The 25,352-nt window shown below is 69.7% G+C and carries 23 protein-coding genes and 1 pseudogene; 12 read left to right on the forward strand and 12 right to left on the reverse strand.

The features are described 5' to 3' along the window. The first annotated feature begins 87 nt into the window (after positions 1-87). The 5 genes from AC5P1B_RS22830 to AC5P1B_RS22850 all read left to right on the forward strand — a co-directional run bounded on the left by AC5P1B_RS22830 (position 88) and on the right by AC5P1B_RS22850 (position 4,772). Positions 88-348: a GlsB/YeaQ/YmgE family stress response membrane protein gene (locus AC5P1B_RS22830; RefSeq protein WP_493889268.1), complete on the forward strand. Its 261-nt coding sequence runs from the start codon at positions 88-90 to the stop codon at positions 346-348. Positions 349-649: 301 nt separating this feature from the next. Beyond that, positions 650-2,008 carry an extracellular solute-binding protein gene (locus AC5P1B_RS22835; protein WP_493889413.1) on the forward strand — a complete coding sequence of 453 codons (1,359 nt, stop codon included), beginning with the start codon at positions 650-652 and terminating at the stop codon, positions 2,006-2,008. Continuing rightward, positions 2,005-2,922 (forward strand): carbohydrate ABC transporter permease, encoded by a 918-nt coding sequence (locus AC5P1B_RS22840; RefSeq protein ID WP_493889270.1) that lies wholly within the window; start codon positions 2,005-2,007, stop codon positions 2,920-2,922. Before AC5P1B_RS22835 ends, AC5P1B_RS22840 begins: the two co-directional genes overlap by 4 nt. A 59-nt stretch (positions 2,923-2,981) precedes the next feature. After that, positions 2,982-3,836 carry a carbohydrate ABC transporter permease gene (locus AC5P1B_RS22845; RefSeq protein WP_493889414.1) on the forward strand — a complete coding sequence of 285 codons (855 nt, stop codon included), beginning with the start codon at positions 2,982-2,984 and terminating at the stop codon, positions 3,834-3,836. Between the two features lie 120 nt (positions 3,837-3,956). After that, positions 3,957-4,772 (forward strand): NAD(P)H-binding protein, encoded by an 816-nt coding sequence (locus AC5P1B_RS22850; protein WP_493889271.1) that lies wholly within the window; start codon positions 3,957-3,959, stop codon positions 4,770-4,772. 36 nt (positions 4,773-4,808) lie between these two features. Here AC5P1B_RS22850 and AC5P1B_RS22855 read toward each other — a convergent pair whose 3' ends face one another. From AC5P1B_RS22855 to AC5P1B_RS22875, 5 genes are all read right to left on the reverse strand, one after another. After that, positions 4,809-5,039, reverse strand: coding sequence for a hypothetical protein (locus AC5P1B_RS22855; RefSeq protein WP_493889273.1), 231 nt, complete (start codon positions 5,037-5,039; stop codon positions 4,809-4,811). 456 nt (positions 5,040-5,495) lie between these two features. Continuing rightward, positions 5,496-6,017, reverse strand: coding sequence for a hypothetical protein (locus AC5P1B_RS22860; RefSeq protein ID WP_493889275.1), 522 nt, complete (start codon positions 6,015-6,017; stop codon positions 5,496-5,498). A 112-nt stretch (positions 6,018-6,129) separates the two neighbouring features. After that, the gene (locus tag AC5P1B_RS22865) at positions 6,130-6,786 is read right to left on the reverse strand and encodes a hypothetical protein (RefSeq protein ID WP_493889276.1); all 657 of its coding nucleotides are present in this window, start codon (positions 6,784-6,786) and stop codon (positions 6,130-6,132) included. Between the two features lie 165 nt (positions 6,787-6,951). Then, the gene (locus AC5P1B_RS22870; RefSeq protein WP_493889278.1) at positions 6,952-7,383 is read right to left on the reverse strand and encodes a hypothetical protein; all 432 of its coding nucleotides are present in this window, start codon (positions 7,381-7,383) and stop codon (positions 6,952-6,954) included. A gap of 106 nt (positions 7,384-7,489) precedes the next feature. After that, positions 7,490-8,707 carry an RNA-guided endonuclease InsQ/TnpB family protein gene (locus AC5P1B_RS22875; protein ID WP_493889279.1) on the reverse strand — a complete coding sequence of 406 codons (1,218 nt, stop codon included), beginning with the start codon at positions 8,705-8,707 and terminating at the stop codon, positions 7,490-7,492. A 65-nt stretch (positions 8,708-8,772) separates the two neighbouring features. Between AC5P1B_RS22875 and AC5P1B_RS22880 the strand changes: the two are divergent. Then, positions 8,773-8,958 (forward strand): annotated as a pseudogene (locus AC5P1B_RS22880) (transposase); the annotation flags it as partial. Positions 8,959-8,981: 23 nt separating this feature from the next. Here AC5P1B_RS22880 and AC5P1B_RS22885 read toward each other — a convergent pair. Continuing rightward, positions 8,982-9,716, reverse strand: coding sequence for a hypothetical protein (locus AC5P1B_RS22885; protein ID WP_493889280.1), 735 nt, complete (start codon positions 9,714-9,716; stop codon positions 8,982-8,984). Positions 9,717-10,366: 650 nt separating this feature from the next. Between AC5P1B_RS22885 and AC5P1B_RS22890 the strand changes: the two genes are divergently transcribed. Then, the gene (locus AC5P1B_RS22890; protein WP_493889282.1) at positions 10,367-11,113 is read left to right on the forward strand and encodes a helix-turn-helix domain-containing protein; all 747 of its coding nucleotides are present in this window, start codon (positions 10,367-10,369) and stop codon (positions 11,111-11,113) included. A gap of 66 nt (positions 11,114-11,179) precedes the next feature. Here the strand turns inward: AC5P1B_RS22890 and AC5P1B_RS22895 are convergent, their stop codons facing one another. After that, entirely contained in the window at positions 11,180-12,205 is a 1,026-nt protein-coding gene (locus tag AC5P1B_RS22895; RefSeq protein WP_493889284.1) for an ATP-dependent 6-phosphofructokinase, read from the reverse strand. Between the two features lie 547 nt (positions 12,206-12,752). Here AC5P1B_RS22895 and pta point away from each other — a divergent pair. The 3 genes from pta to pyk are packed head-to-tail and all read left to right on the forward strand — an operon-like array spanning position 12,753 to position 17,538. Continuing rightward, on the forward strand, positions 12,753-14,894 hold the full coding sequence (gene pta, locus AC5P1B_RS22900) for a phosphate acetyltransferase (protein ID WP_493889286.1): 2,142 nt from the start codon (positions 12,753-12,755) through the stop codon (positions 14,892-14,894). After that, a complete protein-coding gene (locus tag AC5P1B_RS22905) occupies positions 14,891-16,054 on the forward strand; it encodes an acetate kinase (RefSeq protein ID WP_493889288.1) in 1,164 nt (387 codons plus the stop codon). Before pta ends, AC5P1B_RS22905 begins: the two co-directional genes overlap by 4 nt. A gap of 59 nt (positions 16,055-16,113) precedes the next feature. After that, entirely contained in the window at positions 16,114-17,538 is a 1,425-nt protein-coding gene (pyk, locus tag AC5P1B_RS22910) for a pyruvate kinase (protein ID WP_493889289.1), read from the forward strand. A gap of 304 nt (positions 17,539-17,842) precedes the next feature. Here pyk and AC5P1B_RS22915 read toward each other — a convergent pair whose 3' ends face one another. Further along, the gene (locus tag AC5P1B_RS22915; RefSeq protein ID WP_493889291.1) at positions 17,843-19,132 is read right to left on the reverse strand and encodes a helix-turn-helix domain-containing protein; all 1,290 of its coding nucleotides are present in this window, start codon (positions 19,130-19,132) and stop codon (positions 17,843-17,845) included. 192 nt (positions 19,133-19,324) lie between these two features. On the opposite strand from AC5P1B_RS22915, the gene AC5P1B_RS22920 reads away from it, so the two are divergent. Both AC5P1B_RS22920 and AC5P1B_RS22925 read left to right on the forward strand, forming a co-directional pair. Beyond that, complete coding sequence (locus tag AC5P1B_RS22920) at positions 19,325-19,765, forward strand: UCP032817 domain-containing protein (protein ID WP_493889292.1); 441 nt, start codon at positions 19,325-19,327, stop codon at positions 19,763-19,765. Between the two features lie 156 nt (positions 19,766-19,921). Then, positions 19,922-20,590, forward strand: a complete 669-nt coding sequence (locus AC5P1B_RS22925) for a class I SAM-dependent methyltransferase (protein ID WP_493889293.1) — start codon at positions 19,922-19,924, stop codon at positions 20,588-20,590. Positions 20,591-20,903: 313 nt separating this feature from the next. On the opposite strand, the gene AC5P1B_RS22930 is transcribed toward AC5P1B_RS22925, so the two are convergent. The 4 genes from AC5P1B_RS22930 to AC5P1B_RS22945 form a co-directional block, all read right to left on the reverse strand. Beyond that, complete coding sequence (locus AC5P1B_RS22930) at positions 20,904-22,268, reverse strand: hydrogenase expression protein HypF (protein ID WP_493889294.1); 1,365 nt, start codon at positions 22,266-22,268, stop codon at positions 20,904-20,906. Positions 22,269-22,341: 73 nt separating this feature from the next. After that, positions 22,342-22,875 (reverse strand): DUF6114 domain-containing protein, encoded by a 534-nt coding sequence (locus AC5P1B_RS22935; protein WP_493889415.1) that lies wholly within the window; start codon positions 22,873-22,875, stop codon positions 22,342-22,344. A gap of 131 nt (positions 22,876-23,006) precedes the next feature. Continuing rightward, on the reverse strand, positions 23,007-23,627 hold the full coding sequence (locus AC5P1B_RS22940; RefSeq protein ID WP_493889295.1) for a DUF6230 family protein: 621 nt from the start codon (positions 23,625-23,627) through the stop codon (positions 23,007-23,009). Between the two features lie 597 nt (positions 23,628-24,224). Next, positions 24,225-25,190, reverse strand: a complete 966-nt coding sequence (locus AC5P1B_RS22945) for a tetratricopeptide repeat protein (protein ID WP_493889297.1) — start codon at positions 25,188-25,190, stop codon at positions 24,225-24,227. Between the last annotated feature and the right edge of the window lie 162 nt (positions 25,191-25,352).

Genomic DNA, 25,352 nt, shown 5'->3' on the forward strand with positions numbered 1-25,352 from the left:
CGTGGTCAGGCGAAATCGGGGCACACGGACAGCGCAGTCACCACCGAAAGGGGCACCACCGAAAGGGGCACCACCGAAAGGGGCACCATGGAGATCTCCGGCATCATCAGCGCGATCGTGATCGGCATCGTCATCGGTGTGCTGGGGCGGCTTGCGCTGCCGGGCCGCCAGCACACCGGCATGCTGTGGACCATCGCCGTCGGTATCATCGCGGCCTTCGTCGGTACCGCCATCGCGGCGGGAGTCGGCGTGGCCGACACCAAGGGCGTCGACTGGATCGAACTGACCATCCAGATCGCCCTGGCGGCGGTTGGCGTCGCGGCCGTCGAACGCGTCAAGCGCCGCTGAGCCCATGCCCGGCACGGGGGTTCGCGTCGGCGTGCGCCGACCGCTCCCGTGGGGGCGGCCACAGGAAGCGGCCCCGCAGGGAGCGGCCACGGAAGGGACAGGTGAGGCGGGCGGCATGACCGGCCCGCGCCCCGGTCGGCCGATCGCCGATCGGCCGTACCGGTGGGCCGGACATCCGGCGAGGTCCGGGCCATTGACCGGCCGTCAGGGTTGATCGTACGGTCACCGGGCAGTCACAGCCGCGCCCCACCCGGCGTCTCCTTGAGCCCGGAGGAGCGCTGTGCCCAAGGAGGCCGTGCCCGTGCGCCCCACCGCCCCGCTCATCCTCTCGGCCACCGCCGCCCTGGCCGCCACCGCGCTCACCGGCTGCGGCACGGGCAACGACCCGGACACCGTGAAAGTCGCCTACCTGCGCAACACGGACAACAAGGTGCGGCACATGGACGCCTACCTGTCCATGGTGAAGAAGCAGTTCGAGCGCGAGCATCCGGGCAAGAAGATCAAGCTGATCCCGATCCAGGCGGCGCAGCCCGACTACTGGGCCAAGGTGCAGCAGATGATGCGTTCCTCGAAGACGGCCCCGGATGTGGTCTACGAGGACACCTTCATCATCAACTCCGATGTCGCCAGCGCCTATCTGCGCCCCCTCGACGGCTATCTGAAGAAGTGGAAGGACTGGGACCGGTTCACCCCGCGGGCGAAGACCGCGGCGAAGGCCGAGGACGGTAAGACGTACGGGGTGCCGATGGGGACCGACACCCGCGGCCTGTGGTTCAACAAGAAGATCTTCGCCAAGGCGGGGCTCCCGGCGGACTGGCAGCCCCGGAGCTGGGACGACCTCCTCGACACCGCACGCACCCTCAAGAAGAAGGTGCCCGGCGTCATCCCGCTCAACGTCTACACCGGCAAGGGCCCCGGCGAGGCATCCGTCATGCAGGGCTTCGAGATGCTGCTGTACGGCACGGGCGCCGACCCGCTCTACGACCCGAAGGCGAAGAAGTGGGTCACCGGCGGACAGGGGTTCAAGGACTCGCTGCACTTCCTCAAGACCCTCTACGGCGAGAAGCTGGCCCCCGACCCGTCCGACGCCGTCGATCCCAACATCACCACCCGGGTCGCGACGGAGCTGCTGCCGGAGGGCAAGGTCGCCATCGCGCTCGACGGCTCCTGGATGAGCCAGTTCTGGATCAAGACCGGCGGCAAGCCGTGGCCGCAGTGGTCCCGGACGCTCGGCCGGGCCGCGATGCCGACGCAGCACGGCGCCAAGCCCGGCAAGGTCAGCATGTCGGGCGGCTGGACCTGGGCCATCCCGGCCAAGTCCGAGAACGCCGACCTGGCCTGGTCGTTCATCAAGACGCTCCAGACGGAGCACAACGCGACCGAATGGACCATCCGCGACGCGCAGATCGCCGTCCGCGAGGACGTCGCCGCCAACCGCAGATACCTGACATCGATGCCAGGCATCATGTTCTTCACCGAGCTGGTGGACTCCACCCACTTCCGCCCAGCGCTGCCTGTCTATCCCCGGGTGTCCTCCGCCATCGGGGAAGCCATGGAAGCCGTCACGACAAGCGGCACCTCCGCCGCGTCGGCGGCGGAGACCTACGACAAGGACCTGAAGTCCATCACCGACGGAGAGGTGGTGACCCGCGGCCGATGACCACCGTGACCAAGGCGGCGCCCGCCCCGGCCCCCGTTCCCGCCCCCGCACCGACCGCCCGGCGGCGCCCGCTGCGCTGGCTGCCGCTCGCCCCGGCCACCGTGATGCTGCTCCTGTTCCTCGGCGGCCCGATCGGCTACTGCGTCTACATCGCCTTCACCAACATGCAGCTGACGGGCTCCTCTTCCACGGACTTCGTCGGCTTCGACAACTTCCAGCGCGCCTTCGAGGACAAGAACTTCCGCAACGCCGTCGTCCTCACCCTCGCCTTCACCTTCCTGTCCTCCATCGTCGGCCAGAACACCCTGGGTCTCGCCCTCGCCGGGCTGATGCGCCGCGCGTCCAAGCCGGTGCGGACCCTGACCGGCGCGATCGTCATCGGCGCCTGGGTGGTCCCGGAGATCGTCGCCGGGTTCCTGCTCTACGCGTTCTTCCGCGACGAGGGCACCCTCAACGCCGTACTGGACTGGGCACATCTGCCGTCCCAGGACTGGCTCTACACGATGCCCATCCTCGCCGTCTCCTTCGCCAACGTCTGGCGCGGGACGGCGTTCTCGATGCTCATCTACTCCGCCGCCCTCTCGGAGATCCCCCAGGAGATCACCGAGGCCGCCGAGGTGGACGGGGCGGGCGGCTGGCGCCGCCTGTGGTTCATCACGCTGCCCATGATCCGCCGCTCCATCGGCACCAACCTCATGCTCAACACCCTCCAGACGCTCTCCGTCTTCGGGCTGATCTGGGCGATGACCCGCGGCGGCCCCGGCAACAGGAGCCAGACGCTGCCGGTGTTCATGTACGACCAGGCGTTCCTCAAAGCCCTCATCGGCTACGGCACGGCGGTGGCACTTCTGCTGCTGCTCATCGGTGCCCTGTTCTCCGTCGTGTATCTGCGCCTGCTCCGCACGGAGGTCTGACGCCCGTGACATCGTCCAGCGTTCCCGCCCCCACCACGGCCCCCGCCACCACGCCCGCCGTGCGCCCCGTCCGCCGCACCTCCTCCGGCGCGCGCCGCCGCCTGCGTCGCCGTCTGACCGCCGACGCCGCGCTGCTCGCGCTGGCCGCGCTCTTCATCCTGCCGCTGGTCTGGCTGCTGCTGGCGTCCGTGGACGCCGACGCCACCCTCCGGGTCGGCGCGCCGTCGCCCGCCACGATGGACAACTTCGACGCCGTCCTGACGGAGGAGATCACCTACCGCCCGATGCTCAACAGCCTGCTGCTGTGCGGCGGTGCGACGGCCCTGACGGTGGTGTGCGCGGCCCTCGCCGCGTACCCGCTGTCCCGCTACAAGTCCCGTGCGGTCCGCCCGTACCTGCTCACCGTGCTGTTCACCACCTGCCTGCCGCTGACCGCGATCATGGTTCCGGTCTACGGCCTGTACGTCCAGGTGGAGCTCATCGACAGCCTGACCGGCACGGCCTTCTTCCTCGCGACCACCCAACTGCCGTTCGCGATCTGGCTGATGAAGAACTTCATGGACGGCGTCCCCGCCGCCCTGGAGGAGGCCGCGTGGACGGACGGCGCGTCCTGGCTCCAGACCCTCACCCGCGTCATCCTGCCGCTGATGGGACCCGGCATCACGGTCGTGACGATCTACAGCTTCATCATGATGTGGGGCAACTTCTTCGTCCCCTTCATGCTGCTGCTCACCCCCGACCAGCTTCCCGCCTCCGTCACCATCTTCACCTTCTTCGGCAGCTACGGCACCGTCGTCTACGGGCAGCTCGCCGCGTTCTCGATCCTCTACTCCACGCCGGTGATCCTGCTGTACGTGCTGATCGCCCGGCGGCTGGGCGGCGGTTTCGCGCTGGGCGGCGCGGTCAAGGGCTGAACTCCGCACGGTTGCCCGAACCTCCTTGACCTAAACCAAGGTTCAACACTTACGTTCATGCCATCCGACGTCGAAGACGGCTGCGACGAAGCCGTCGGTGACGCCACAGGAAGGCACGTCATGACGATTCTGGTAACGGGAGCGACCGGCAACATCGGACGCAAGCTGGTCGATGAGCTCCTGGGGCAGGGCCACCGGGTCCGCGCGCTGAGCCGCGCGCCGGAGCAGGCGAAGCTGCCCGCCGAAGCGGAGGTCGTCGGGGGCGACCTGACCGACCCGGCGACGCTGGACGCCGCGCTCGACGGCGTCACCGCCGCACATCTGATCACCTACGACGGCGCGCAGGGCCCGCTGACCAACGGCCCGGAACTGGTCACGGCGCTGGAGAAGGCCGGGGTGCGGCGGGTGGCCGTACTGTGGAGCGGCTCCGAGGGCAGCGTAGAGGCGGCGGTGAGGGCCAGCGGCCTCCAGTGGACGCTGATCCAGCCGGGCGAGTTCATGTCCAACTCGCTCGCCTGGACCGACTCCCTGCGCACCGAGGGCGTGGTGCGGGAACCGTTCGCCGCGGCGCTGAACTCCTGCGTCCACGAGGGCGACGTCGCCGCGGTCACCGCGCTGGCGCTCACCGGGGACGACCACCACGGCCGCACGTACACACTGAGCGGCCCGCAGGCGTTGACCATGCGGGAGAAGGTGGACGCGCTCAGCGCGGCGCTCGGCCGCGAGCTGCGCTACATCGAACTGACCGAGGACGAGGCCCGCGAGCGGTGGCGGAAGTCGGGCGCCTCCCCCGAGGCCGTGGACATGCTGGCGGACTGGCACCGCGACCCGCCCCCGATGGGCTACACGGTCGTGCCGACCGTGGAAGAGGTCACCGGACGCCCCGCGCGCACCTACGCCCAGTGGGCCGCCGAGCACGCGGACCGCTTCCGCTGACCGCCCCGGCATCCGACGGCGGTCCGCCCACCGCGCTCACCCCTCCGGGTCCTGCCCCGACTCCGACCGCTCGCCCCGGTACTCGATGCGCGTGGCGGGGTGGCCGGGCGACTGCTCGCCGAGGGGCACGATGCCCTGCCGCTCGACGCAGTCGGGACAGGACCAGATGGTGCCGCCCGGCCCGGAGTTGACCTCGATCACGGCCACAGCGATGGCCTGGTCAGTGGGGCCGCGGTGGGTGTTGCACCATCCTGGGTGAGCCGTCATGTGTCTCCTTAGCTGGTCCGGCGCGAGCGGCCGCTCCGAACACCGCGGTGCGCACAGCGTCTCGGTTCCGGCCAGTCGCTCACACAGGTAGGACGCGAAACCACGCCATCAGGTGCCATCAGGCGTCAACAGGGTCAACAGGCGTCGACAAATATGGGAAAACGCCACAGACGCCACCAGGCGTGCACGGGCGCCCCGGTCACCACAGCAGGAACGCGCCGCGGCGTCCCGTGCGGCCAAGGGGGAGCGGCGTGGCTGGGGATGCCGGGAGCCGCCGTTCCTCGCTGCTCGCTGCTCGCCGTCAGAGGGACTCGGCACAGAGGAAGCAGCCCTGGCACAGCGGAAGGGCGTGCCCCGTCAGGTGCGCGAGGGAACTGCGCGACCAGCCACGACGCATCCGCACTCCGCGACGCACGGACAAGGGCTCCCCTCCCCAGCACGCTCGCGGAAGCGACCTCACAGGATGCGGCGCAGGTCCACCACGGGCAGGTCGTCGGCCTTGCCGGTCGTCAGGTGGGCGCGGTGGCGGCCTTCGGCGAACAGGTCCCGTAAGTACATTCCGGGAAAGTCCAGCGGTTCGTTCCGGTCCGCGAGAGCGATGCGCACGCGGTACGCGGCGTCACTGTCGCGCGTCAGGACGTCACAGCACCGCTCCTGCGGGGATTCGACGCCGACCAGGGTGACGCGCTCCTCGGCCAGCGGTTCCACCCATGTGGCCAGGTCCTCCAGGAGCCAGGCCATGTGCATCCAGGACGGTGCGCCGGGGGCCGGTTGCCAGTGGTACTCCCGCCGCCCCTGGCGGCCGGGGACTGGCGGCTCTCCGTCGGCGTAAACGGGCGGATCGCCCGCCGCACCGGTGTCGATCAGAGTGAGGCGGCGGTCATCGATCGTGAGCGCGCCGAGACGGTATCCGTCCAGGCCCAGGTCGAAGACGGACTCCGAGGCGCGGGTGAGGAACGCGCTCCTGGGTGAAGCCACACGAGTTTCCTTCCGGACAGGAGCCGCCTCCGGCCCCGGGCCTGCTCGATGGCCCGGGGCCGGAGGCGTCGTGAACGCCAGATGGCTGTCCCCAACGTAGCGGGGATACCGGTCAGCGGGCGGCGACAGCTTCCCGCCGGAGCGGCTCGTGTCCGGCTGCGGCCTTGTCGCTGCTGCCGGCCTTCACGTCTACGGCCCGCCGCGTGCGAGCGAAGGGCTCGTAGGCACCGGCGTACTTCTCGCTGCCGTCCGTCGCGACGGACCGGCGGTTGGCCTTCGCCAGGGCCTTGGTGACCCAGTTCGGGCACCTGGTGATCCCCTTGCAGTACTGCGTGATCACACCCTTGTCCTGACCGTCACGGAGCTTCTTCTCGTTGACGGTCAGGAGCACCTTGTACTGCTTCACCAGTCGGCACACGCCGTTGCGGCACTTGTACTTGCCGGCGTATGCGGTCTCCCGGTACGACTGGCCGCCGATGTGCTCCCGCTTCGGGGATTTCGCGACGTACTCCACGGCCGAGTACTTCGTGATGTTGTGCTTCTTCTTGACCTTGGTCCACCCGAAGCCCTTGTCCGTGCCGGCGTTGTAATAGCCGAGCCGCAGCGAGGCCTGTCCGGGACCGCGGTAGTCCAGATGCTTCAGGATTTTGTACGCCGGATCGGCCTGAGGCCGGGCCTCACTGCTGGTCGAGGCGGTGGCCGTCCCACTGAGGGCTCCCGCGATCACCGTTACCGCGAGTCCGACACCGGCTAACTTCGTACGGTCCATTCAGCATTCCCCCTTGGTGAACCTGCGCACAGGCGGGAGCCGGTGCACGCGACCACCCTAGGGAACGAACGGCCCTTTGGCACCCAACGCTCCAGCCCGGCAGGTGAGTTGGCAAAAAATTGCGTGGTATCCGGGGCCCAGGGCGTCACGTCCGGACGAGGCGGCTCAGCGCCGGTGGACGGGAGCCGCCTTCTTGAGGAGGGCCTTGATGGCGTACACGTCGGTGTAGTTGTACGGGCCCTCGCGGGTGTCGTTGTAGAGCGCGTTGGCCCGGAAATAGCTCATGTTCACCGCCGTCCGGTCCTGGCCGAGCTCGAACCGGTAGGTGGTCCCGGCGCGCAGCTTCGCCTTGGTGAAGGTCGAACCTCGCACCTGCGACCAGCTTCCGGTGTTGGGCATGGCGATGACGTCCTCGGTGACGAGTTCGCCGGTGGCGTCGTCGTGGACACGCAGCATCTTCATGCCTCCGCCGACCCCGGTGTTGATGGGGTTGCCGACCGCCGCGTCCACCTGGAGGAGGTAGTCGCCGCTGGTCTTCGGCGTGATCCTGGCGGCGAGCTTGTCGCCTGGCGCTGTGCCCCAGTCGCGGTAGTACACGCCGTTGCCGCCGTGGGTCCTCGTGCCGCCGGTGGCTTCGAAGTCCTCGCCGGTGACCTTGTGGACACGGTCGTAGCCGGGCCCCCATTGACTTCCGCTCCCCTCCCTAACGGGAGGGGATTCCTACCACGGTCGTCTGACCGTCTCGGTGGGTTCCTGTTTCTTCGCGCTGTGCCGGGAGGAGTCCCGGTCTTACCCGCGCTCCGCAGGCTGACACCGCCAGTCCGGCGGCCTTGGCGACGTTGACCGCCGCGTTGATGTCCCGGTCAAGGACGGCCCCGCAGGCCCCACACGTCCAGATACGGACGTGGAGGGGCTTGGGTCCGTCCTTGACGCCGCACGCCGAGCACATCTGAGAGGTCGGCTCAAAGCGGCCGATACGCACAAAGGTGCGCCCGTACCGGGCGGCCTTGTACTCCAGCATCCCCACGAACGCCGACCATCCAGCGTCGTGCACGGACTTGGCCAGGCGTGTGCGGGCCAGTCTCCTGACCGCCAGGTCTTCCACTGCCACCGCTTGGTTCTCGCTGATGATCTTCGTGGAGAGCTGATGGTGGAACTCGCGCCGCGCATCGGCCGTCCGTGCATGGACGCGGGCGACCTTGATGCGGGCCTTCGCCCGGTTCTTCGATCCCCTGGCCTTGCGGGACAGCTCCCGCTGCGCCCTCTTGAGCTTCTTCTCCGCCCGGCGCAGAAACCGGGGGCTGGCGATCTTCGTGCCGTCGGACAGGACCGCGAAGTGCGTCAGCCCCAGGTCGATACCCACAACGGGCGCGACCTCGGGCAGCGTCTCGTCCATGCCGGTCTCCACGATGAAGCTCGCGAAGTATCGGCCCGCGGCGTCCTTGACGACGGTCACCGTGGAAGGAACGCACGGCAGCGCACGGGACCATCGGGCCCGCACATCGCCGATCTTCGGCAACGACAGATCCCCACCTGGGGTGATCTTCCACCGGGCGTTGGCGGTAAAGCGGACCGTGTGACGGTTGTCCCTCCGCGTTTTGAACCGGGGCGCGCCCATACGGGGCCGCTTGCCCTTCAAGCCGTCGAAGAAGTTCCGGTAAGCGGTATCCAGATCGCGCAGCGACTGCTGCAAAACCACGGCCGACACGTCGCCGAGCCAGGAACGCTCGTCCGTGTTCTTCGCGGCGGTGAGCCGCTTCGACAGCTCGGCCGAGGTGACAAACGGCAGCCCTGCGGCGCGGGCATCCTCACGAACGCGCAACGCGTCGTTGAAGACCACCCGCGCACACCCGAACGCCCTGGCCAGCGCCCAGCGCTGAGGACCATTCGGGTACAGGCGGAAGCTGTACCGAAGCTGCATTCCAACGACCGTAGTGGATGTGATTTACGGCTGGATATCAGAATATCCGTACGGGCAGACACGCTGTGCTTCCTCCACGGGCATGTGGTTTTCGTGACGAAGTACGGCACAAGGTCCTCAGCGACCAGCACCTGACGCGCTGCGAGGAGATCACGCGAAGCGTCTGTCAGGGCTTCGAGGTCAAGCTGGTCGAGTTCAACAGGGAGAACAACCACGTCCACCTGCTGGTGAACTTCCCGCAGAAGGTCACCCTGTCCAAGCTGGGTCGACAGCCTCAAGAGGAGCCGCCTCCGGTGCCGGTGTCCTGGATGATCCGGGTGTCCCCGGAGCCGTCGCGGCGATCGCTCAGCTTGAAGGCCAGGGTGTCGCGCATCCGCTCGGGATCGACGGCCGTCAGGCCCAGGTCGGCGGAGTAGGACACGTCCCGGGTCCACACGTAGGTCCAGGACTTCCCGGTGATGTAGCAGCCGCCGGGGCACGGGATCGGATTGCCGTGATTGTACGCGCCGTCGCTGAGCTGGTCGGCCTTGTTCTGCTCGGCGTCGTCGTGGGCCATCGCGTACAGGCCGTCGAGCAGTACGGAACCGGTGCGCGACACCGGTTTTCCTGGCGCCTCCTTGAAGACGCGCTCACCGGTGGCGGAGCTGACGAGCTTGTACGTACGCAGGCAGTCGTCGCCGACGCCGGTCACGGTGACCGTCGCCGAACCGGTGGAGTCCTTGAACCGCCCGGGCTTACCGGGAACGGCGCACTTGTCCCTCGCTGCCTTGCCCCTCGCTGCCTTGGCGCCGTCGGTGGCGGGTGCGGCCCCGGGGCCCGTCGCCGAGGTGGCGGAGGCGTTGGCATTGGCATTGACGTTGGCGTTGGCGTGGACCTGCGGCGGTGCGGCTGTGGCCAGTTGGGCCGTGGACGCCATGGCCGCTGCCACGGCCAGCGTCAGCACGGCCCGCGCCGGTCTGGACGAGCGGGGACGCGCGTACCACTGCTGACGACGCGGTGGAGTGCTCACAGTGTGCTCCTCGCATGAGGTCGGTGGCAGGCCGTCAGACGAGCGGCGCAGGCCGCCGCCTCGGCCAAGGGATGAACCCAGATCCCTGCCACTCGACGACGACGGCGCCGCCCGCGCGAACGGGGCGGGGCGGCGGTCACCGGTGCCTGCATGGCCGCGATCAACCTGCTCTCTTCGGTGCCCGCCGCGGCGGGCGACGCCCGGACATCGCCCCTTCGGTGATAAACAGCGGCAACCACGGCCATCCGGCAGCGATTTCGCCACTTGGAAGAGGTGATGATGCTGGCGAGGCTATGACTTCAAGTGTCGAAGTCAAGGGGTCGCGCATCGATGACCTGTGCGGTGGCAGGACGAGTCGCCTGAACCGGGACACAGCGACACGGCCCGGCTCACGGCTTCCCCAGCGAGCGAAACCCAGGGCGCCGGGGGCCGCCCCGCCCGTGCGTTCGTACGAAGTCCCCGCTCGGGCGCCGCCGCCCCGTTGGGTGATCGCACCGTAGGCCCCTTCCCCCGGCCGCGCCTACGGTGTGCGCGTGCACCACTCTGGCTCTGCCTCTCCGCACGGCGGCGGCACCGGCCCCGCCGGGCCTCCCGGCTCCTCCCCTCAGCACGGTCAGCCCGCCCCTCACGACCACTCCGCCGATCACTCCGTGTCAGCCAGGCCGCCCTTCAACGCGGCCGCCGCCCGGCGGTTGCGCGAGGGACTCGGCCTCACGCATGCCCATGTCTCGTACGGCATGTGGGCGGCGTTCGGGCTGCGCGTGCCGCATGGCGTCATCGCCGCCTGGGAGCGGAGAGAGTCCTCCCCGACCGCCGTGGAGCTGTCGGCGCTCGCGGGGGCGCTGTGGTGTGCTCCCGGCGAGCTGATCGCCGCCGCCAGGACGCTGCGCGAACACCGTCTCGCGCGGGGGCTGGCCGCCGAGGACGTGGCGCTGCGGATCGGCATGCGGCTGGCCGACTACCAGGAGGCGGAGCGCGGCGGGCCGTGGCGCGGCGACGGGCGGCAGGCCGCCGCGCTGGGCAGGGAGCTGGCGCTCGCGCCGCCCGCGCTGCTCCGGCTCACCGGGCGCGAGGAAAAGCTCGCCGAGCTGCTGCACGGCGCGGTGACCACGCGCTGGCAGGCGTACACCCGGCCGGTGGCCAAGCTGGTGCCGCTGCCGAAGCCCCGTATCGAGGAGGCGCTGCGGCGGCTGCACGGCGACTACCAGGCCCACATGGTCGCCACGCTCAGCTGGGGCACCGGGGCGGGCGGCGGCGCCTCCGAGAGCGGGGGCGCCGGGCGTGAGCTGCTGGCCGAGGTCGTGGGGCGGTTCTGGGAGCTGGCGTCGCCGTCATCGGAGGCAGAGGCGGAGGGCCCGCCAGGAGCGGGTGAGGGCTACGGGGCTGAGGGGGCGTGAGCGGGCCGCCGCGCCGGTGCGTGCGCCGGCTGGTGCCGACACCCGGCGCGGGCGGCCCGGCCGGGCTCAGAAGACGGACTCCGCCTCGTCCATCCGGTCCTCGGGGACCCGCTTGAGTTCGGTGACCGCCTCGGCCAGCGGGACCAGTTCGATCTCGGTGCCCCGCAGCGCCGTCATCCTGCCGAAGTCGCCCCGGTGGGCGGCCTCCACCGCGTGCCAGCCGAAGCGGGTGGCCAGGACGCGGTCGTACGCGGTGGGGGTGCCGCCGCGCTGGACGTGGCCGAGGATGACCGGGCGGGCCTCTTTGCCGAGGCGGTTCTCCAGCTCGGCGGCGAGCCTGCTGCCGATCCCGGCGAAGCGCTCGTGACCGTACTGGTCGATGGCGCCCTTCTTGTAGTCCATCGACCCCTCGGCGGGGTGGGCGCCTTCCGCGACACAGACGACGGCGAACTTCTTGCCGCGCGCGAACCGCTCCTCGACCATCTTCACCAGGTCGGCCACGTCGAAGGGGCGCTCGGGCAGGCAGATGCCGTGCGCGCCGCCCGCCATGCCGGACTCCAGGGCGATCCAGCCCGCGTGCCGCCCCATGACCTCGACGACCATGACGCGCTGGTGGGATTCGGCCGTGGTCTTCAGCCGGTCGATGGCCTCGGTGGCGACGCCGACGGCGGTGTCGAAGCCGAAGGTGCGGTCGGTCGAGGAGATGTCGTTGTCGATGGTCTTCGGGACGCCGACGACCGGCATGCCCGCGTCGGAGAGCATGCGGGCGGCGGTGAGGGTGCCCTCGCCACCGATCGGGATGAGCACGTCGATACCGTACGAGCGGGTCAGCTCTTCGCAGTTCTCGGCGGCCTCGCGCAGCCGGTCGCGCTCAAGCCGGGCGGAGCCGAGGATGGTCCCGCCACGCGCGAGGATGCCGCTGACGGCGTCGAGATCGAGGGGGCGGAACCGGCCGTCGAGGAGGCCCTTGAAGCCGTCCTCGAAGCCGATGACCTCGTCGTCGTGGCCGGCTACGGCGCGGTGCACGACCGACCGGATCACGGCGTTGAGGCCGGGGCAGTCGCCGCCCGCGGTGAGCACTCCGATGCGCATCCTGCTGTGTCTCCTGCTCTGGGGTCGCTCTTGGAGATCCCGTGACCAGAAGCCACGGGAGGTACGGGTGAGCTTGTTCAATTCTTTCACGGGCGCATGGGTCCCGCGCACCCCCCAGGCCGCGCGCTTTAGCTTTGCGTCCAGGTATTGTCAAGAGAGAATGCCCTGCAGGATGGGTGTTTTTTCGTTCAGGCATGGCGGGGATACGTCGCCGAGCGGGGAACACGCCGTGGAGCGGCGCTCAGGCGTTCGCACGGCGACACTGGCTCATGTGGCCCTGGCCACCCCGCCCGGTGCCGCCGTCGCGGTGTGTCCCGCCACGGGGCCGCCGCCCCGGCCACCCGGCCGGGCAGCCCGCCGACCCCGGTCACCGGCGCCGGGCGCCGGCGGAAACCGTCAGCATGAGCGGAGAGCACACACCGAAGCGCGGAGGAAGCGCGGAGGAGACGCGCGGGAAGCGCGGAAGCCGAGGCGCGAGCCGCAGCATGACCCGTACAGCAGCAGAGCAGCAGAGCCGACAACGCAGCCGAAGGATCGGAGAGCACGCGTGACGCGCAGCGTGTACGTGACCGGGATCGACCGTGGTGACGGCCGGCAGGTCGTTGAGCTGGGAGTCATGGAGCTCCTGACCCGCCACGTGGACCGGGTGGGCGTCTTCCGCCCGCTGGTCCACGACGGGCCCGACAGGCTCTTCGACCTGCTGCGCGCCCGGTACCGGCTGACCCAGCCCGCCGAGACGGTGTACGGCATCAGCTACGACGAGGCCGCCACCCTTCAGGCCGAGCGGGGCACCGACGAACTGGTCTCCGAGCTGGTCAGCCGCTTCCACACGGTGGCGCGTGAGTACGAGTACGTGCTCGTCCTCGGCAGCGACTACGCGGCGACCAGCCTCCCCGACGAGCTGAACCTCAACGCGCGGCTGGCCAACGAGTTCGGCGCGGCCGTCATCCCCGTCGTCGGCGGGCAGGACCAGACCGCCGAGTCGGTGCGCGCCGAGGCACGCAACGCGTTCCGTGCCTACCAGGCGTACGACTGCGACATCGTCGCCCTCGTCGTGAACCGGGTCGCGGCGGCCGACCGCCAGGCGGTGGCCGGGCCGCTGAGCGAGCAGTTGTCCGTGCCCTGCTACACACTGCCCGAGGACGCCTCGCTGTCCGCGCCCACCGTGCGGCAGGTGGTGCACACCCTGGGCGCCGAGGTACTGCTCGGTGACGACTCGGGGCTGGCCAGAGACGTGCGGGACTTCGTCTTCGGCGGCGCCATGCTGCCGACCTTCCTGCCCGCGCTGACGGAAGGCGCCCTCGTGGTCACCCCCGGGGACCGCGCCGACCTGATCATCGGCGCGCTCGCCGCGCACACCGCCGGGTCCCCACCCATCGCCGGTGTCCTCCTCACCCTCGACGAGCGGCCCGGGCCCGACATCCTGGCGCTCGCCTCGCGGCTCGCGCCCGGCACACCCGTGGTGTCGGTGCCGGGCGGCAGCTTCCCGACGGCCGCCGAACTGTTCGCGCTGGAGGGCAAGCTCAGCGCCGGGGCGCCCCGCAAGGCGGAGACGGCGCTCGGCCTGTTCGAGCGGCATGTGGACACCGTGGAGCTGACGAACCGCATCTCCGTGGCCCGCTCCAGCCGCGTCACGCCGATGATGTTCGAGCACGAGCTCCTGGAGCGCTCGCGTACCCGGCGGCGCCGCGTCGTCCTCCCCGAGGGCACCGAGGAACGCGTGCTGCGCGCCGCCGATGTGCTGCTGCGCCGCGACGTGTGCGACCTGACGCTGCTCGGCGACGAGGACACGGTCCGCAAGCGCGCCACCGACCTCGGCATCGACCTGAACGGCGCGCAGGTCACCGACCCGCAGACGTCCCCGCTGCGGGAGCGCTTCGCCGAGCTGTACGCGCGGCTGCGCGCGCACCGCGGCGTCTCCTACGAGCTGGCGTACGACATCGTGGCCGACGTCTCCTACTTCGGGACGCTGATGGTGCAGGAGGGACTGGCCGACGGCATGGTCTCCGGCGCCGTGCACTCCACGGCCGCCACCATCCGGCCCGCCTTCGAGATCATCAAGACCGCGCCTGGCGCCGAGATCGTCTCCTCCGTCTTCTTCATGTGCCTCGCCGACCGGGTGCTCGTCTACGGCGACTGCGCGGTCAACCCCGACCCGAACGCCGAGCAGCTCGCCGACATCGCCATCCAGTCGGCGGCGACGGCCGCCAAGTTCGGCGTGGAGCCGAGGATCGCGATGCTCTCGTACTCGACCGGCACGTCCGGCTCGGGCGCGGACGTCGACAAGGTCCGCAAGGCGACCGAGCTGGTCCGCGAGCGGCGGCCCGACCTGCTGGTCGAGGGGCCGATCCAGTACGACGCCGCGGTGGACGCCGCCGTCGCCGCCACGAAGCTGCCGCAGTCGAAGGTCGCCGGCCATGCCAGCGTGCTGATCTTCCCCGACCTCAACACCGGCAACAACACCTACAAGGCGGTGCAGCGCTCGGCGGGCGCCGTCGCCGTCGGGCCGGTCCTCCAGGGGCTGCGCAAGCCGGTCAACGACCTCTCGCGCGGCGCGTTGGTGCAGGACATCGTCAATACCGTCGCCATCACCGCCATCCAGGCGCAGGGCGAGCAGCCCGTAGCCGCAGACCCCGCGGGCCCCGCGTCGGCGGGCCCCGCATCCGCAGAGAAAGCACCCACCGCGTGAACCACTCCTCCGACGACTCGGCCACCCGGGTCCTCGTTCTCAACTCCGGCTCGTCGTCGGTCAAGTACCAGCTGCTCGACATGGCCGACGGCGCCCGGCTCGCCTCGGGCCTGGTGGAGCGGATCGGCGAGGGCCCGGTGGCCGACCACACGGCGGCCCTGAAGCAGGTCGCCGACGAGCTATCCGGCCAGGGCCTCGGCCTGGACTCGCCCGCGCTGGCCGCGGTCGGGCACCGGGTGGTGCACGGCGGCACCCGGTTCACCGAGCCGACCCTGATCACCGACGAGGTGCTGGCCGAGATCGAGAAGCTGGTGCCGCTGGCGCCGCTGCACAACCCGGCCAACGTGACCGGCATCAAGGTGGCCCAGCAGCTGCGCCCCGACCTGCCGCAGGTCGCCGTCTTCGACACCGCCTTCCACTCCACGATGCCGGAGGCCGCCGCGCGCTACGCGATCGACGTGGACACCGCCGACCGGTACGGCGTACGGCGCTACGGCTTCCACGGCACCTCGCACGCGTTCGTCTCCCAGGCCACGGCCAAGCTGCTCGGCAAGGACCCGTCCGAGGTCAACTCGATCGTGCTGCACCTGGGCAACGGCGCCAGCGCGTCCGCCATCGAGGGCGGCGTGTGCGTGGACACCTCCATGGGGCTGACCCCGCTGGAGGGCCTGGTGATGGGCACCCGCTCGGGCGACCTGGACCCGGCGGCGCTGTTCCACCTGGCGCGGGTGGGCGAGATGTCCATCGATGAGATCGACACCCTGCTGAACAAGCGCAGCGGGCTGGTCGGCCTGTGCGGCGACAACGACATGCGGGAGATCGGCCGCCGGATGGGCGAGGGCGACCAGGACGCACAGCTCGCCTTCGACGTGTACATCCACCGGCTGCGCAAGTATGTGGGCGCGTACACCGCCGTACTCGGGCGGGTGGACGCCATCGCCTTCACCGCGGGAGTCGGCGAGAACTCGGCCGCCGTACGCGAGGCGGCGCTGCGCGGTCTGGGCCCGCTCGGCATCGAGGTGGACACCGTACGCAACGCGGTGCGCGGCTCGTCGGCCCGGCTGATCTCGACGGCGTCGAGCCGGGTGGCGGTCGCCGTGGTCCCGACCGATGAGGAACTGGAGATCGCGACCCAGACATACCGGCTGGTCAACGCGTAGCTTCGGCTTTTCCCACAGCTCTAATATTCCGCCCCGAAACAAACGGATAGGATTCGCCCATGCGCCGTTCCAAAATCGTCTGCACCCTGGGCCCAGCCGTCGACTCCTATGACCAGCTCAAAGCGCTGATCGAGTCGGGTATGAACGTGGCCCGCTTCAACATGAGCCACGGGACCCACCCGGAGCACGAGGAGCGGTACCACCGCGTCCGCAAGGCCGCGGAGGAGACCGGCCGCGCGGTCGGCGTGCTCGCCGACCTCCAGGGTCCCAAGATCCGCCTGGAGACCTTCGCCGACGGCCCCGTGGAACTGGTGCGCGGTGACGAGTTCACCATCACCACCGAGGACGTCGCGGGCGACAAGACCATCTGCGGCACCACGTACAAGGGTCTGCCGGGCGATGTGTCCAAGGGCGAGGCGATCCTGATCAACGACGGCAACGTCGCCCTCCAGGTCATCGAGGTGGACGGCCCCCGCGTCCGCTCGATCGTCATCGAGGGCGGTGTGATCTCCGACCACAAGGGCATCAACCTGCCCGGCGTCTCCGTCAACGTCCCGGCGCTGTCAGAGAAGGACGTCGATGACCTGAAGTTCGCGCTGGAGCTCGGCTGCGACATGGTCGCGCTGTCCTTCGTACGGGACGCCTCCGACGTCCGCGACGTGCACCGTGTCATGGACGAGGTGGGCCGCCGGGTCCCGGTCATCGCCAAGGTCGAGAAGCCGCAGGCCGTCGCCAACATGGCGGACGTCGTGGCGGCCTTCGACGGCGTGATGGTGGCCCGTGGCGACCTGGCGGTGGAGTACCCGCTGGAGAAGGTCCCGATGGTGCAGAAGCGGCTCATCGAGATGTGCCGCCGCAACGCCAAGCCGGTGATCGTCGCGACCCAGATGATGGAGTCGATGATCACCAACTCGCGCCCGACGCGCGCCGAGGCCTCCGACGTGGCCAACGCGATTCTGGACGGCGCCGACGCGGTCATGCTGTCCGCCGAGTCCTCCGTCGGCGCGTACCCGCTGGAGACCGTCAAGACGATGTCCCGCATTGTGGAGGCCGCCGAGGAGGAACTGCTCTCACGTGGCCTCCAGCCGCTCGTGCCGGGCAAGAAGCCGCGCACCCAGGGCGGTTCGGTGGCCCGCGCCGCCGCCGAGATCGCCGACTTCCTGGACGCCAAGTCGCTGGTCGCCTTCACCAAGTCCGGCGACACCGCCCGCCGCCTGTCGCGCTACCGCGCCCAGCAGCCGATCCTCGCCTTCACCACCGACGCGTCGACCCGCAACGTGCTGGCGCTGAGCTGGGGCGTGGAGACGTACGTCGTGCCGCACGTGGACAACACGGACGCGATGGTCGACCTGGTCGACGCGGAGCTGCTGAAGCTCAACCGCTACAGCAGCGGGGACACGATGATCATCACCGCCGGGTCGCCTCCCGGGGTCCCCGGCACCACCAACATGGTCCGAGTCCACCACTTGGGCGGCGAAAGCTAGCCCTTGTCTCCGGGGGCTCCGCCCCCGGACCCCGTGTCCTCAATCGCCGGACGGGCTGATCTCACCAGCCCGTCCGGGCTTCACGATCGAGCCCATGCGGGCCCGCCATTGAGCTCGTTCGGGCCCACAACCAAGCCCGTCCGGCGTTTGAGGACAGCCCCAGCCCATCCGGGGCACAACCAAGCCTGCCCGAGCACCACCAAGCCCGTCCGGCGCTTGAGGACAACCTGAGCCGGGGCGGGGACGAGCGCGTTGTCCTGGCCCAGGATCTGGCCGACCGCCGACCAGAAGCAGCGGCCTATGGTCAGACCGTGCCACGGGTGGCCGCGACCAGCTCACGTACGCCCGCTGCACGGGGATGACGGGAGCGCAGATCCGTGACGATCCGCCGGATGGCAGGGCGATCGCGGACCTCGCCGGGGGCGATGCGGACGGCGGCAAGCAGCTCGACCGCGGTCTGTTCCGGGTTCCCGCGCTGCCACCAGGCGCGGCCCAGGTCAGTGTGCATCCGGCCCTTGCGCTCGGCCGTCTTGAACTGGCCCTCGTGGAGCCTCCGGCCGGCTTCCAGCGCGGCACCGGCGTCACCGAGCGCCCAGTGCACGCCGACGGCGTAAAGGTCGACAGCGGCCGGGGTCAGCGAGAACAGTCGGCCGTCCAGCGTCTCGTGGGGGAGGCCGCGGGCGGCCCGGGTGGCCTCCCTGATCATGGTCAGAGCCTGGTCGCGGTCGCCGGCCACCGCCGCGGTGTAGGAAGTGGTGCACAGCATCTGCGCATAGGCGGATGCCTGCGCGTCGGTGCGCAGTCCGGTCGCCTCTACCTTGGCGATGGCGTCGAGGATGTGCCGCCGGGCGGCGGTGGGCTGGTTTTGATGGCGCAGTGCGATGCTCAGCTCACGCGCGGCTGACGCGGCGGCGAGCGGGGAGCCGGACAGGTCCGCGTAGACAGTCGCCCGGTCGGCGGTCAGACGCGACTGGTCGTACCGTCCGATCTTCGTGAGGACCTGGGAAGCAAGGCTGTAGGCAGCCGAGAGCCGGGCCAGTGGCATCTCCTGGTGACCGTCGGCTGCGTGACGGGCATCGGCGAGCAGCCCAGGCAGCAACTGGAGCAGCTTGGCGTTGTGGCCAGCGTCGAAGTGGCGCCGGGCGGTGGCGAGCCGGGTACCCAGCGGGATGGGAGAGCCAGTGGGTTCGGGCATGCTGGCGAGAGCGTCTTCGATACCTAGCAGGAGCGTGGTGGGTGCCGCGAGCCCGGCGGCAGCGAGCAGTGTGCGGCGGCGCATCGGTTCCTCCTCGGCACGGCATGGTCGCTCCGGCGCAACTGTAGTGGTTGGAGGGGTAATCAACCCGAGAGACGCCGCTAGGACGTGTGTCGGTACACCCACCTCCCGAGCGGCGTTCTGAATGAGCTTCAGGTCAGCCTGCCGCCCGCGTTTATCCAGCCGGGAGACTGTTGAAGCGGAACAGTCGATGCGCGCGCCCAGGTCCGCCTGTCGCCAGCCACGGGTCTGCCGGCCGATTCGGATGAGTCCGCCGGGGTCTTGGTGATCGATGCACATCCGGACCTGCCGGGTGTTCCACAAAAGATCGACGCTCATCGGGCCTCCGACACACGGCCAGCGGGCTGCCTACCCACGGTAGGTGGGATACGACCCGCCGTATATCGCATGTGCAGGATCTGCACGCGGCATGCGAGAGGCGGCAACCGATCACCAGCAGTCGCGGGAAAGCGGACTTCTGAGGGTGCGGCCCCATTCTTGGGCGATGGGGCCCCGACGACGGAGGGCAGCATGGTGACAGCAGCCGAGACCAAGGTCCGCGACCCGCGGGACTACGTAAAGCCCGAGGTCTGGGATCGCGAAATCCAACTCCTTGTGCGCGACCACCCGTTCGACGAGGTGATGGCCGGTCGGCTCTTCAGCGCGGCCGTCTCATACCTGATCACCGCCGTCGAGAAGTGGGGGAAGGGCCTGGAGATGTGCCGCGGCCGCCTGGTCGACACCGCGGTGCACGTCTTCATCCTGGACACGAAGAACTACCGTGAGTGGTGCCACGAGCACTTCGACGGGCGCTTCCTGGAGCACGTCCCCGAGATCGAGTTCAAGTACGACGGCTCGGTGGAGCGCACTGCGCGGATCATCGCCGACAACGGCTTCGAAGTCGACTGGAAGCTGTGGGAGCGGGACTACGCCAAGTGCGGGCCGTGCCGTCCCGGAGAAAACTGTCACTGACGGACGGGCGTCCGCCCGGCCGGGCCGGGCAGCGCGCACGCTGCCCGGCCCGGCGCCTCGCGGTCGGCGCCCGGATGAAAAGGTGCGATTTCGCCATGGCGGCCGGGGCCCGATGGATACGGTGTCCAGCCTGTCGGACCCCGCCCCGGAGGACACATGCCCCGCGAGTCGACCAGCCTGCCCGAGTACTGGGACACCTACAAGCCGCACCGGGACGAGGGCGAGCAACCGGCGCCGCGGGCGGACGTGTTCGCCTGGACCCAGTACGACGGGCACGGGCCAGGCGCCGAGTTCCTCGGCACCCCCCGCACCGCGCTGGAGTTGGGCTCCGCCGAGGGGAAGGAGGCCGTCTGCCTCGCGCGCACGGGCGTCGAGGTGACCGCGCTGGACTTCTCGGCCGCCCAGGTAGCCCGCGCCCGCCGCTGGTGGGACGGCACCCCGAACCTCACCTTCGTCCAGGCCGAGGCATGCGGCTACCTCGCCTCCGCCGAGAGTACGTACGACGTGATCTACTCCATCTGGGGCGCCGTCTGGTTCACCGACCCCGACGACCTCATCTCGCTCACCGCCAAACGCCTCAACCGCGGCGGGACTCTCGCCTTCTCCCAGGCCGAGCCGATCGAGGGCTACTACGGCCCCCAGCCCATGTACGGCAACGGACTCGCCGGCCGCAAACTCACACTGCTGCGCTGGTCGTACTCCCCCCAGTGGTGGGCCGACCTCCTCAAGCGCCACGGCTTCACCGACATCGACGCCCAGATCCTCACCGCACCGAACCCCGACGACGTCGGCACCCTGCTGGTGCGGGCCCGCACCCCGGCATAGCAGCTGACGGGAAGCGGGCCCGGGGCCTGAAACCCAACCCCATCCAGGGCCAACCAAGCCCATCCGGGCCCACAACCAAGCCCGTCCGGCGGTTGAGGACATCCCGAGCCCGTCCGGGGGCTATAAACCAGCCCGTCCGGCGCTTGAGGACAACCCGAGCCCATGCGGGGGGCCAAAAACCAGGCGCTTGAGGACACCTCGGCCGGGCGGACACGGACAACGGCACAGACAAAGACCGTGGGCCGCCCTCCGCAAGGAGAACGGCCCACGGACTTGTGCGGCTCCCGGATGGGTCCAGGTCGACCGGAGAGGCTCAGCCCCCGGTCTTGTACAGGTGCATGCCGGGCACGGTCAACGTGCCGCCGAACTGCCCGGCCTGAGTCACCTTCGCGTCAGTGAAGAACAGCTCCGGCAGCGTCAGCGGTGGCGGAAACTCCGGGCTGAAGGTGATCGGGATGATCCCGAGGAGCTTGCCCTTCAGCTCCTCCGTGTACATGGTCACCTTGCCGTCGCGAATGGTGGAGGTGCTGCCCTTCCGCGCTTCCACGTGGGTGGTCGTCCCGCCCGGACCCACGACCTTCTGGTGCAGGTCACCGATGTCCACGCCGGTGGCGGTGAACTTCATGACCTCCTTGACCGTGCCGTTGTGGGTCTTGACCTTGACGATGCCGTCGTAGCCGAGCCCGTGCAGGGAGAGCTTGCTGGTCTCCAGAATCCACGGGTCGTCGGGCAGCAGCGGAGTCTCCTCCAGCTCGGCGTTCTTCAGCGCCTCCTCATCGGTGGTCGGGCACGGGTAGCGCTGCGGGTCGTCGGCGGACGGAAGGGCCGGGGACGTCGACGGGTCGGCGCCGTCCTTGTCCTTGGCGTCCGCCTTGTCCTTGGCCTTGTCGGCCGCCTCCTTCTGGAGGCGCTCCGCTTCCGCCTTGGCCTTACGCGTCGCCTCGGCGGCCTTCGCCCTTGCTTCGCGAGCCTTCTTCTCCGCGGCCTCGGCCTTGTCCGACGCCTCGTCGGTGGACTTGTCCGTGGACTTGTCCGTGCCGTCCTTCGCGGGATCGTCCGCGGTGCCGCCGTCCGCGCCGGGCGCGGGCGTCGTGGACGGGTCGGGCGAGCTGGGAGCCGGGGCCGGTGACGTCGGCTCCGCACTCTTGCCGCCATCCAAGAGGTCCTTGAGCTTGTCGCCGATGCCCAGCGGGTCGAGCGGGTTCCGCTTCTCGCTCTCCGACGGGCTCGGTGAGTCAGTGGGCTCAGCGGGCTTGTCGTCGGGGGTCCGCGGCGGAGCGTCCGGCTTGTCGCTGGTCTCCGTCGGGGACGGGGCGGGCCGCGAGGTGTCCGCGGCCTTGTCCTCGCTGGACGACGAGGACGACGGAGCCGACGAGGACGACGACGGATTCGGGGACGGGGACGTGCCGGGCGTGGACGGTTCCTTGGACCCGTCGCCGCCCTTCTTGTCCTTGCCCTTCGCGTCCTCGGCCTTGTCCTTGCCGTCCGTCTTGGACTTGTCGTCCTGCTTCCCGGCCTCATCCGGCTGGGTCACACACGGACCGGGCTTGAACCGGTCCTTCGCCTGCTCGTCGGCCTGAGCCAGCTGCGGCGTGAGCCCCATGCCCATCAGTACGGCGGTCGGCATGGCGGCCAGAGCGATGGCCTTGCCCGCGGGCACCTGAAGCCGCGTGAGCATCGATTTCCTCGGGGCGGCGTGCCGCGGCCCCGCTTTAGCCCGGCGGCGGGTCTCGCCCTCCAGCGGCCCCTGTTCACCCCGCACGGTGCCTCCCATTCCTGGATTCCTGGTCCATCGCGGTCCCCAAGCCAGCCGCTTCCGGCTCGTCCTCGGTGTCGTCCCGCGGCCCGGAAGCCGCGGGTTCCGAGGTCTTCGCCGACCGCCCGGAGGCGGCACCGCCCGGCGCCCACGAGACGCCCATGGCACCGCCGAACAGCGCCAGCAGGAAACCGACCAGGAAGCCTCCGAAGTTGGAGACGACCAGCGAGACCAGGCCGAGGAGGATCGCGGCCACACCCGCGAAGACCCGCGTCGCCGACTGGAACCACATGGTCAGGCCCAGCACGGCCAGCAGGACGCCGATGATCAGCGAGCCGGACCCGGCGGTGGTGGCCATCCGGACGGTCAACTGACCCACGGTGAGGTTCGCGTACGGGAAGTACGCGATGGGCACTCCGCCCAGCAGCGTCAGCAGGCCCGCCCAGAAGGGGCGTTGCCAGCGCCATACGCGGAAGGACACACGCCACTGACGAAGCCGGTCAAGCGTCCCCGGCGACTCGGCACTCATCGAAACCCCCGGCGACTCGGCACTCATCGAAAACAGCTCCCTGGGGCTGGCGATCGGAGAAAACGATCGCAAGATGTTCACTGCGTGAGCACGGGGGGTGAGGGGCGGGACCCCTCACCCACCTCAGTGCGTCAGTAGCACTCGTGCTTGCCCTTTTTGACGTTCATCGACAGACCAGAGAGCTTGAAGGTGCCCGCGCTGGTCGCCCAGGCGGTCTGCTTGACGTCCTCCAGCATGGCCTCTTCGGCCTCCTGCGCGAACGAACCAGGGTCGGCCTTGTCACCCTTCTTGATGCCGGGGCCGTGCTTCGTGTCGCCCGCCGCCACACCGATGTTGATGTTCTTGAACGTCGCATCGGCGTTCAGCTGATCAAGATCGATGTAGAGGTTCTTCGCCTCGACCGGGTGGCCCGCCTTCTTACCGGCCGACAGCTTCAGCGACACATCACCGAAGAGCGGGACCGGGATGACGACGGACTGGCAGAGGTTCTTGATCGTCGCGGTGTCGAACGCCGACACGGCGACGGGGATCTTCTTGCCCCCGTGCTGTGCGTCGATCGCGCCGTACTGAACGAACCCCTTGCCGTCAAGCTGTTCGGCCGTGACCTTGAACTGCTGGCCGGACACGCTGAACGAAGCCGCGAGCGCACCCTGCGAGAGGGCCACTCCTATCGCGGCCGTAGCAGCAACGCTGGGCACCATGACGACGGCGAACCGCTTCCATCTGGTACCGCCACGAGCCAGGGACTCCATGACTTTCCTCCTTCTCGGACGTACATCTCCGGACCGGGGCCGCCCGCCTTGACCGGGCCAGCCCAGACCTGGGATGGGAGAAGCGCTACGTCCTCGGGAAGGAGAGCGCCCGCGTCGCTGGGCGTGGAACGTGCCCGAAACACCGGCGATCACCCCCGAGCGACAACCACTGCCGCGCTGGGCGCGCGGCCTTGTCGGACAGGCTCCACCGCGAAGGCGAAGACCCCCCTGTCCTGAGGCCGGCTGACTGCCGCCGACCTGCCCGGTGGGGACCCAAGACCCGCCAGCTCCGACTGGTTTGCCGCGCTGGTGGAATGGACCGAGCTTGGCCGATCGTGGTCCATCCTCGGCCGGGGCACAAGGGGTTCATTACTTGCGAGTAACGCCCAGATAACCGAAGCAACGCCGGTCGATATCGGGCGCGCACGGAGGGTCGCCGAGGAGGCGTCGGAAAGTAACGGATAATTCGTTAAAACTTGGACATAAGCCCAGCGTTTGCTTACTACGCGTAACAGCGGCCGCGATTGCCAAGTTTTGGCAAAGCGCGGCCGCTGTGTCGTTTGAAAGCAGGTGTGGCGGGTGTGTGAAGGAAAAGGATCAGAACAGCACGCGAGCGAGCGCGGTACGTGCGGTGACCACTCGGGGATCGTCAGTGCCGATCACCTCGAAGAGCTCCAGCAGGCGGACCCTGGCGGCTTCCCGGTCCTCGCCCGCCGTCCGCTTCACCACGTCGACAAGCCGCCCGAAGGCGTCCTCCGCGTGCCCCCCGACCAGGTCGAGGTCGGCCGCTGCCAGCTGCGCGGCGACGTCGCTGGGACGGTCGGCGGCCGCCTCGCGCACCTGCTGCGCGTCGGCGCCCTGCACCCGCCCCAGCAGCTCCGCCTGCGCCAGGCCGAGCTTCGCCTCGGCGTTGGCGGGGTCGTCGGCCAGCACGTTCTTGTACGCCTGCGCCGCGCCGCCCAGGTCACCGGCGTCCAGCGCCTGGTGGGCGACCGAGAGGGCGCTGTCGTACGGGCCGGGAGGCTGCTCCGCCTCGCCCTCCGGGACGTCCGCCAGGTCCTCCGGGTCGACCGGCGTGCCGACGATCCCGAACTGCTGCTCGGCGGCCTGAATCAGCTGGTCGAGGACCTGCCGGATCTGGGCCTCGGGCGCCGCGCCCTGGAAGAGGGGGACGGGCTGCCCGGCCACCACCGCGAAAACGGCGGGGAGTCCCTGGACACCGAACTGCTGGAAGATCGCCTGGTTCGCCTGGACATCGATCCTGGCGAGCACGAACCGGCCCGCGTACTCCCGCGTCAACCGCTCCAGCACCGGGCTGAGCTGCTCACACGGCTCGAAGCCGGCGGCCCAGAAGTCGATGACGACCGGGACCTCGGCGGATCGCTGCAGGACCTCCTGCTGGAAGTCCGCCTCACTGACATCGGTCACCAGTCGTACGGAGCTGGGGGCGGCGCCCCCTTCGGCCCGCTGGGCCCTGGCCTGCTCCGCCTTCTGCTTCGCTTCTCCGGCCGCCTTCACCGCGGCGAGGTCGACTACTCCCATGGGCACATTGCGTGGCTGCATGAGTACATCCTCCCCCTTCCACGCGGTGATCGGAAAAACACCTGACGTCATGCGTGAACCGAGCCCGCCCTACGCTCTCCGCTGGACTGCGGAGCGCGGGCGCGAACCCGGTAGACGGTCCTGGCGTAAGACCGTGAAGCAGGCGCCGGGTCCCCACCCGGG

Source organism: Streptomyces sp. A01 (genome assembly GCF_059026195.1).

Bases quoted from the DNA above. Each gene is read 5' to 3' on its own strand.
- AC5P1B_RS22925 (WP_493889293.1), top strand. From the start codon at position 19,922: ATGCCCCGCGAGTCGACCAGCCTGCCCGAGTACTGGGACACCTACAAG.
- AC5P1B_RS22865 (WP_493889276.1), bottom strand. From the start codon at position 6,786: ATGGACCGTACGAAGTTAGCCGGTGTCGGACTCGCGGTAACGGTGATC.
- AC5P1B_RS22895 (WP_493889284.1), bottom strand. From the start codon at position 12,205: ATGCGCATCGGAGTGCTCACCGCGGGCGGCGACTGCCCCGGCCTCAAC.
- AC5P1B_RS22840 (WP_493889270.1), top strand. From the start codon at position 2,005: ATGACCACCGTGACCAAGGCGGCGCCCGCCCCGGCCCCCGTTCCCGCC.
- AC5P1B_RS22945 (WP_493889297.1), bottom strand. From the start codon at position 25,190: ATGCAGCCACGCAATGTGCCCATGGGAGTAGTCGACCTCGCCGCGGTG.
- AC5P1B_RS22830 (WP_493889268.1), top strand. From the start codon at position 88: ATGGAGATCTCCGGCATCATCAGCGCGATCGTGATCGGCATCGTCATC.
- AC5P1B_RS22875 (WP_493889279.1), bottom strand. From the start codon at position 8,707: ATGCAGCTTCGGTACAGCTTCCGCCTGTACCCGAATGGTCCTCAGCGC.
- AC5P1B_RS22940 (WP_493889295.1), bottom strand. From the start codon at position 23,627: ATGGAGTCCCTGGCTCGTGGCGGTACCAGATGGAAGCGGTTCGCCGTC.
- AC5P1B_RS22930 (WP_493889294.1), bottom strand. From the start codon at position 22,268: ATGCTCACGCGGCTTCAGGTGCCCGCGGGCAAGGCCATCGCTCTGGCC.
- AC5P1B_RS22915 (WP_493889291.1), bottom strand. From the start codon at position 19,132: ATGAGCGTCGATCTTTTGTGGAACACCCGGCAGGTCCGGATGTGCATC.
- pyk (WP_493889289.1), top strand. From the start codon at position 16,114: ATGCGCCGTTCCAAAATCGTCTGCACCCTGGGCCCAGCCGTCGACTCC.
- AC5P1B_RS22850 (WP_493889271.1), top strand. From the start codon at position 3,957: ATGACGATTCTGGTAACGGGAGCGACCGGCAACATCGGACGCAAGCTG.
- AC5P1B_RS22935 (WP_493889415.1), bottom strand. From the start codon at position 22,875: ATGAGTGCCGAGTCGCCGGGGACGCTTGACCGGCTTCGTCAGTGGCGT.
- AC5P1B_RS22920 (WP_493889292.1), top strand. From the start codon at position 19,325: ATGGTGACAGCAGCCGAGACCAAGGTCCGCGACCCGCGGGACTACGTA.
- AC5P1B_RS22855 (WP_493889273.1), bottom strand. From the start codon at position 5,039: ATGACGGCTCACCCAGGATGGTGCAACACCCACCGCGGCCCCACTGAC.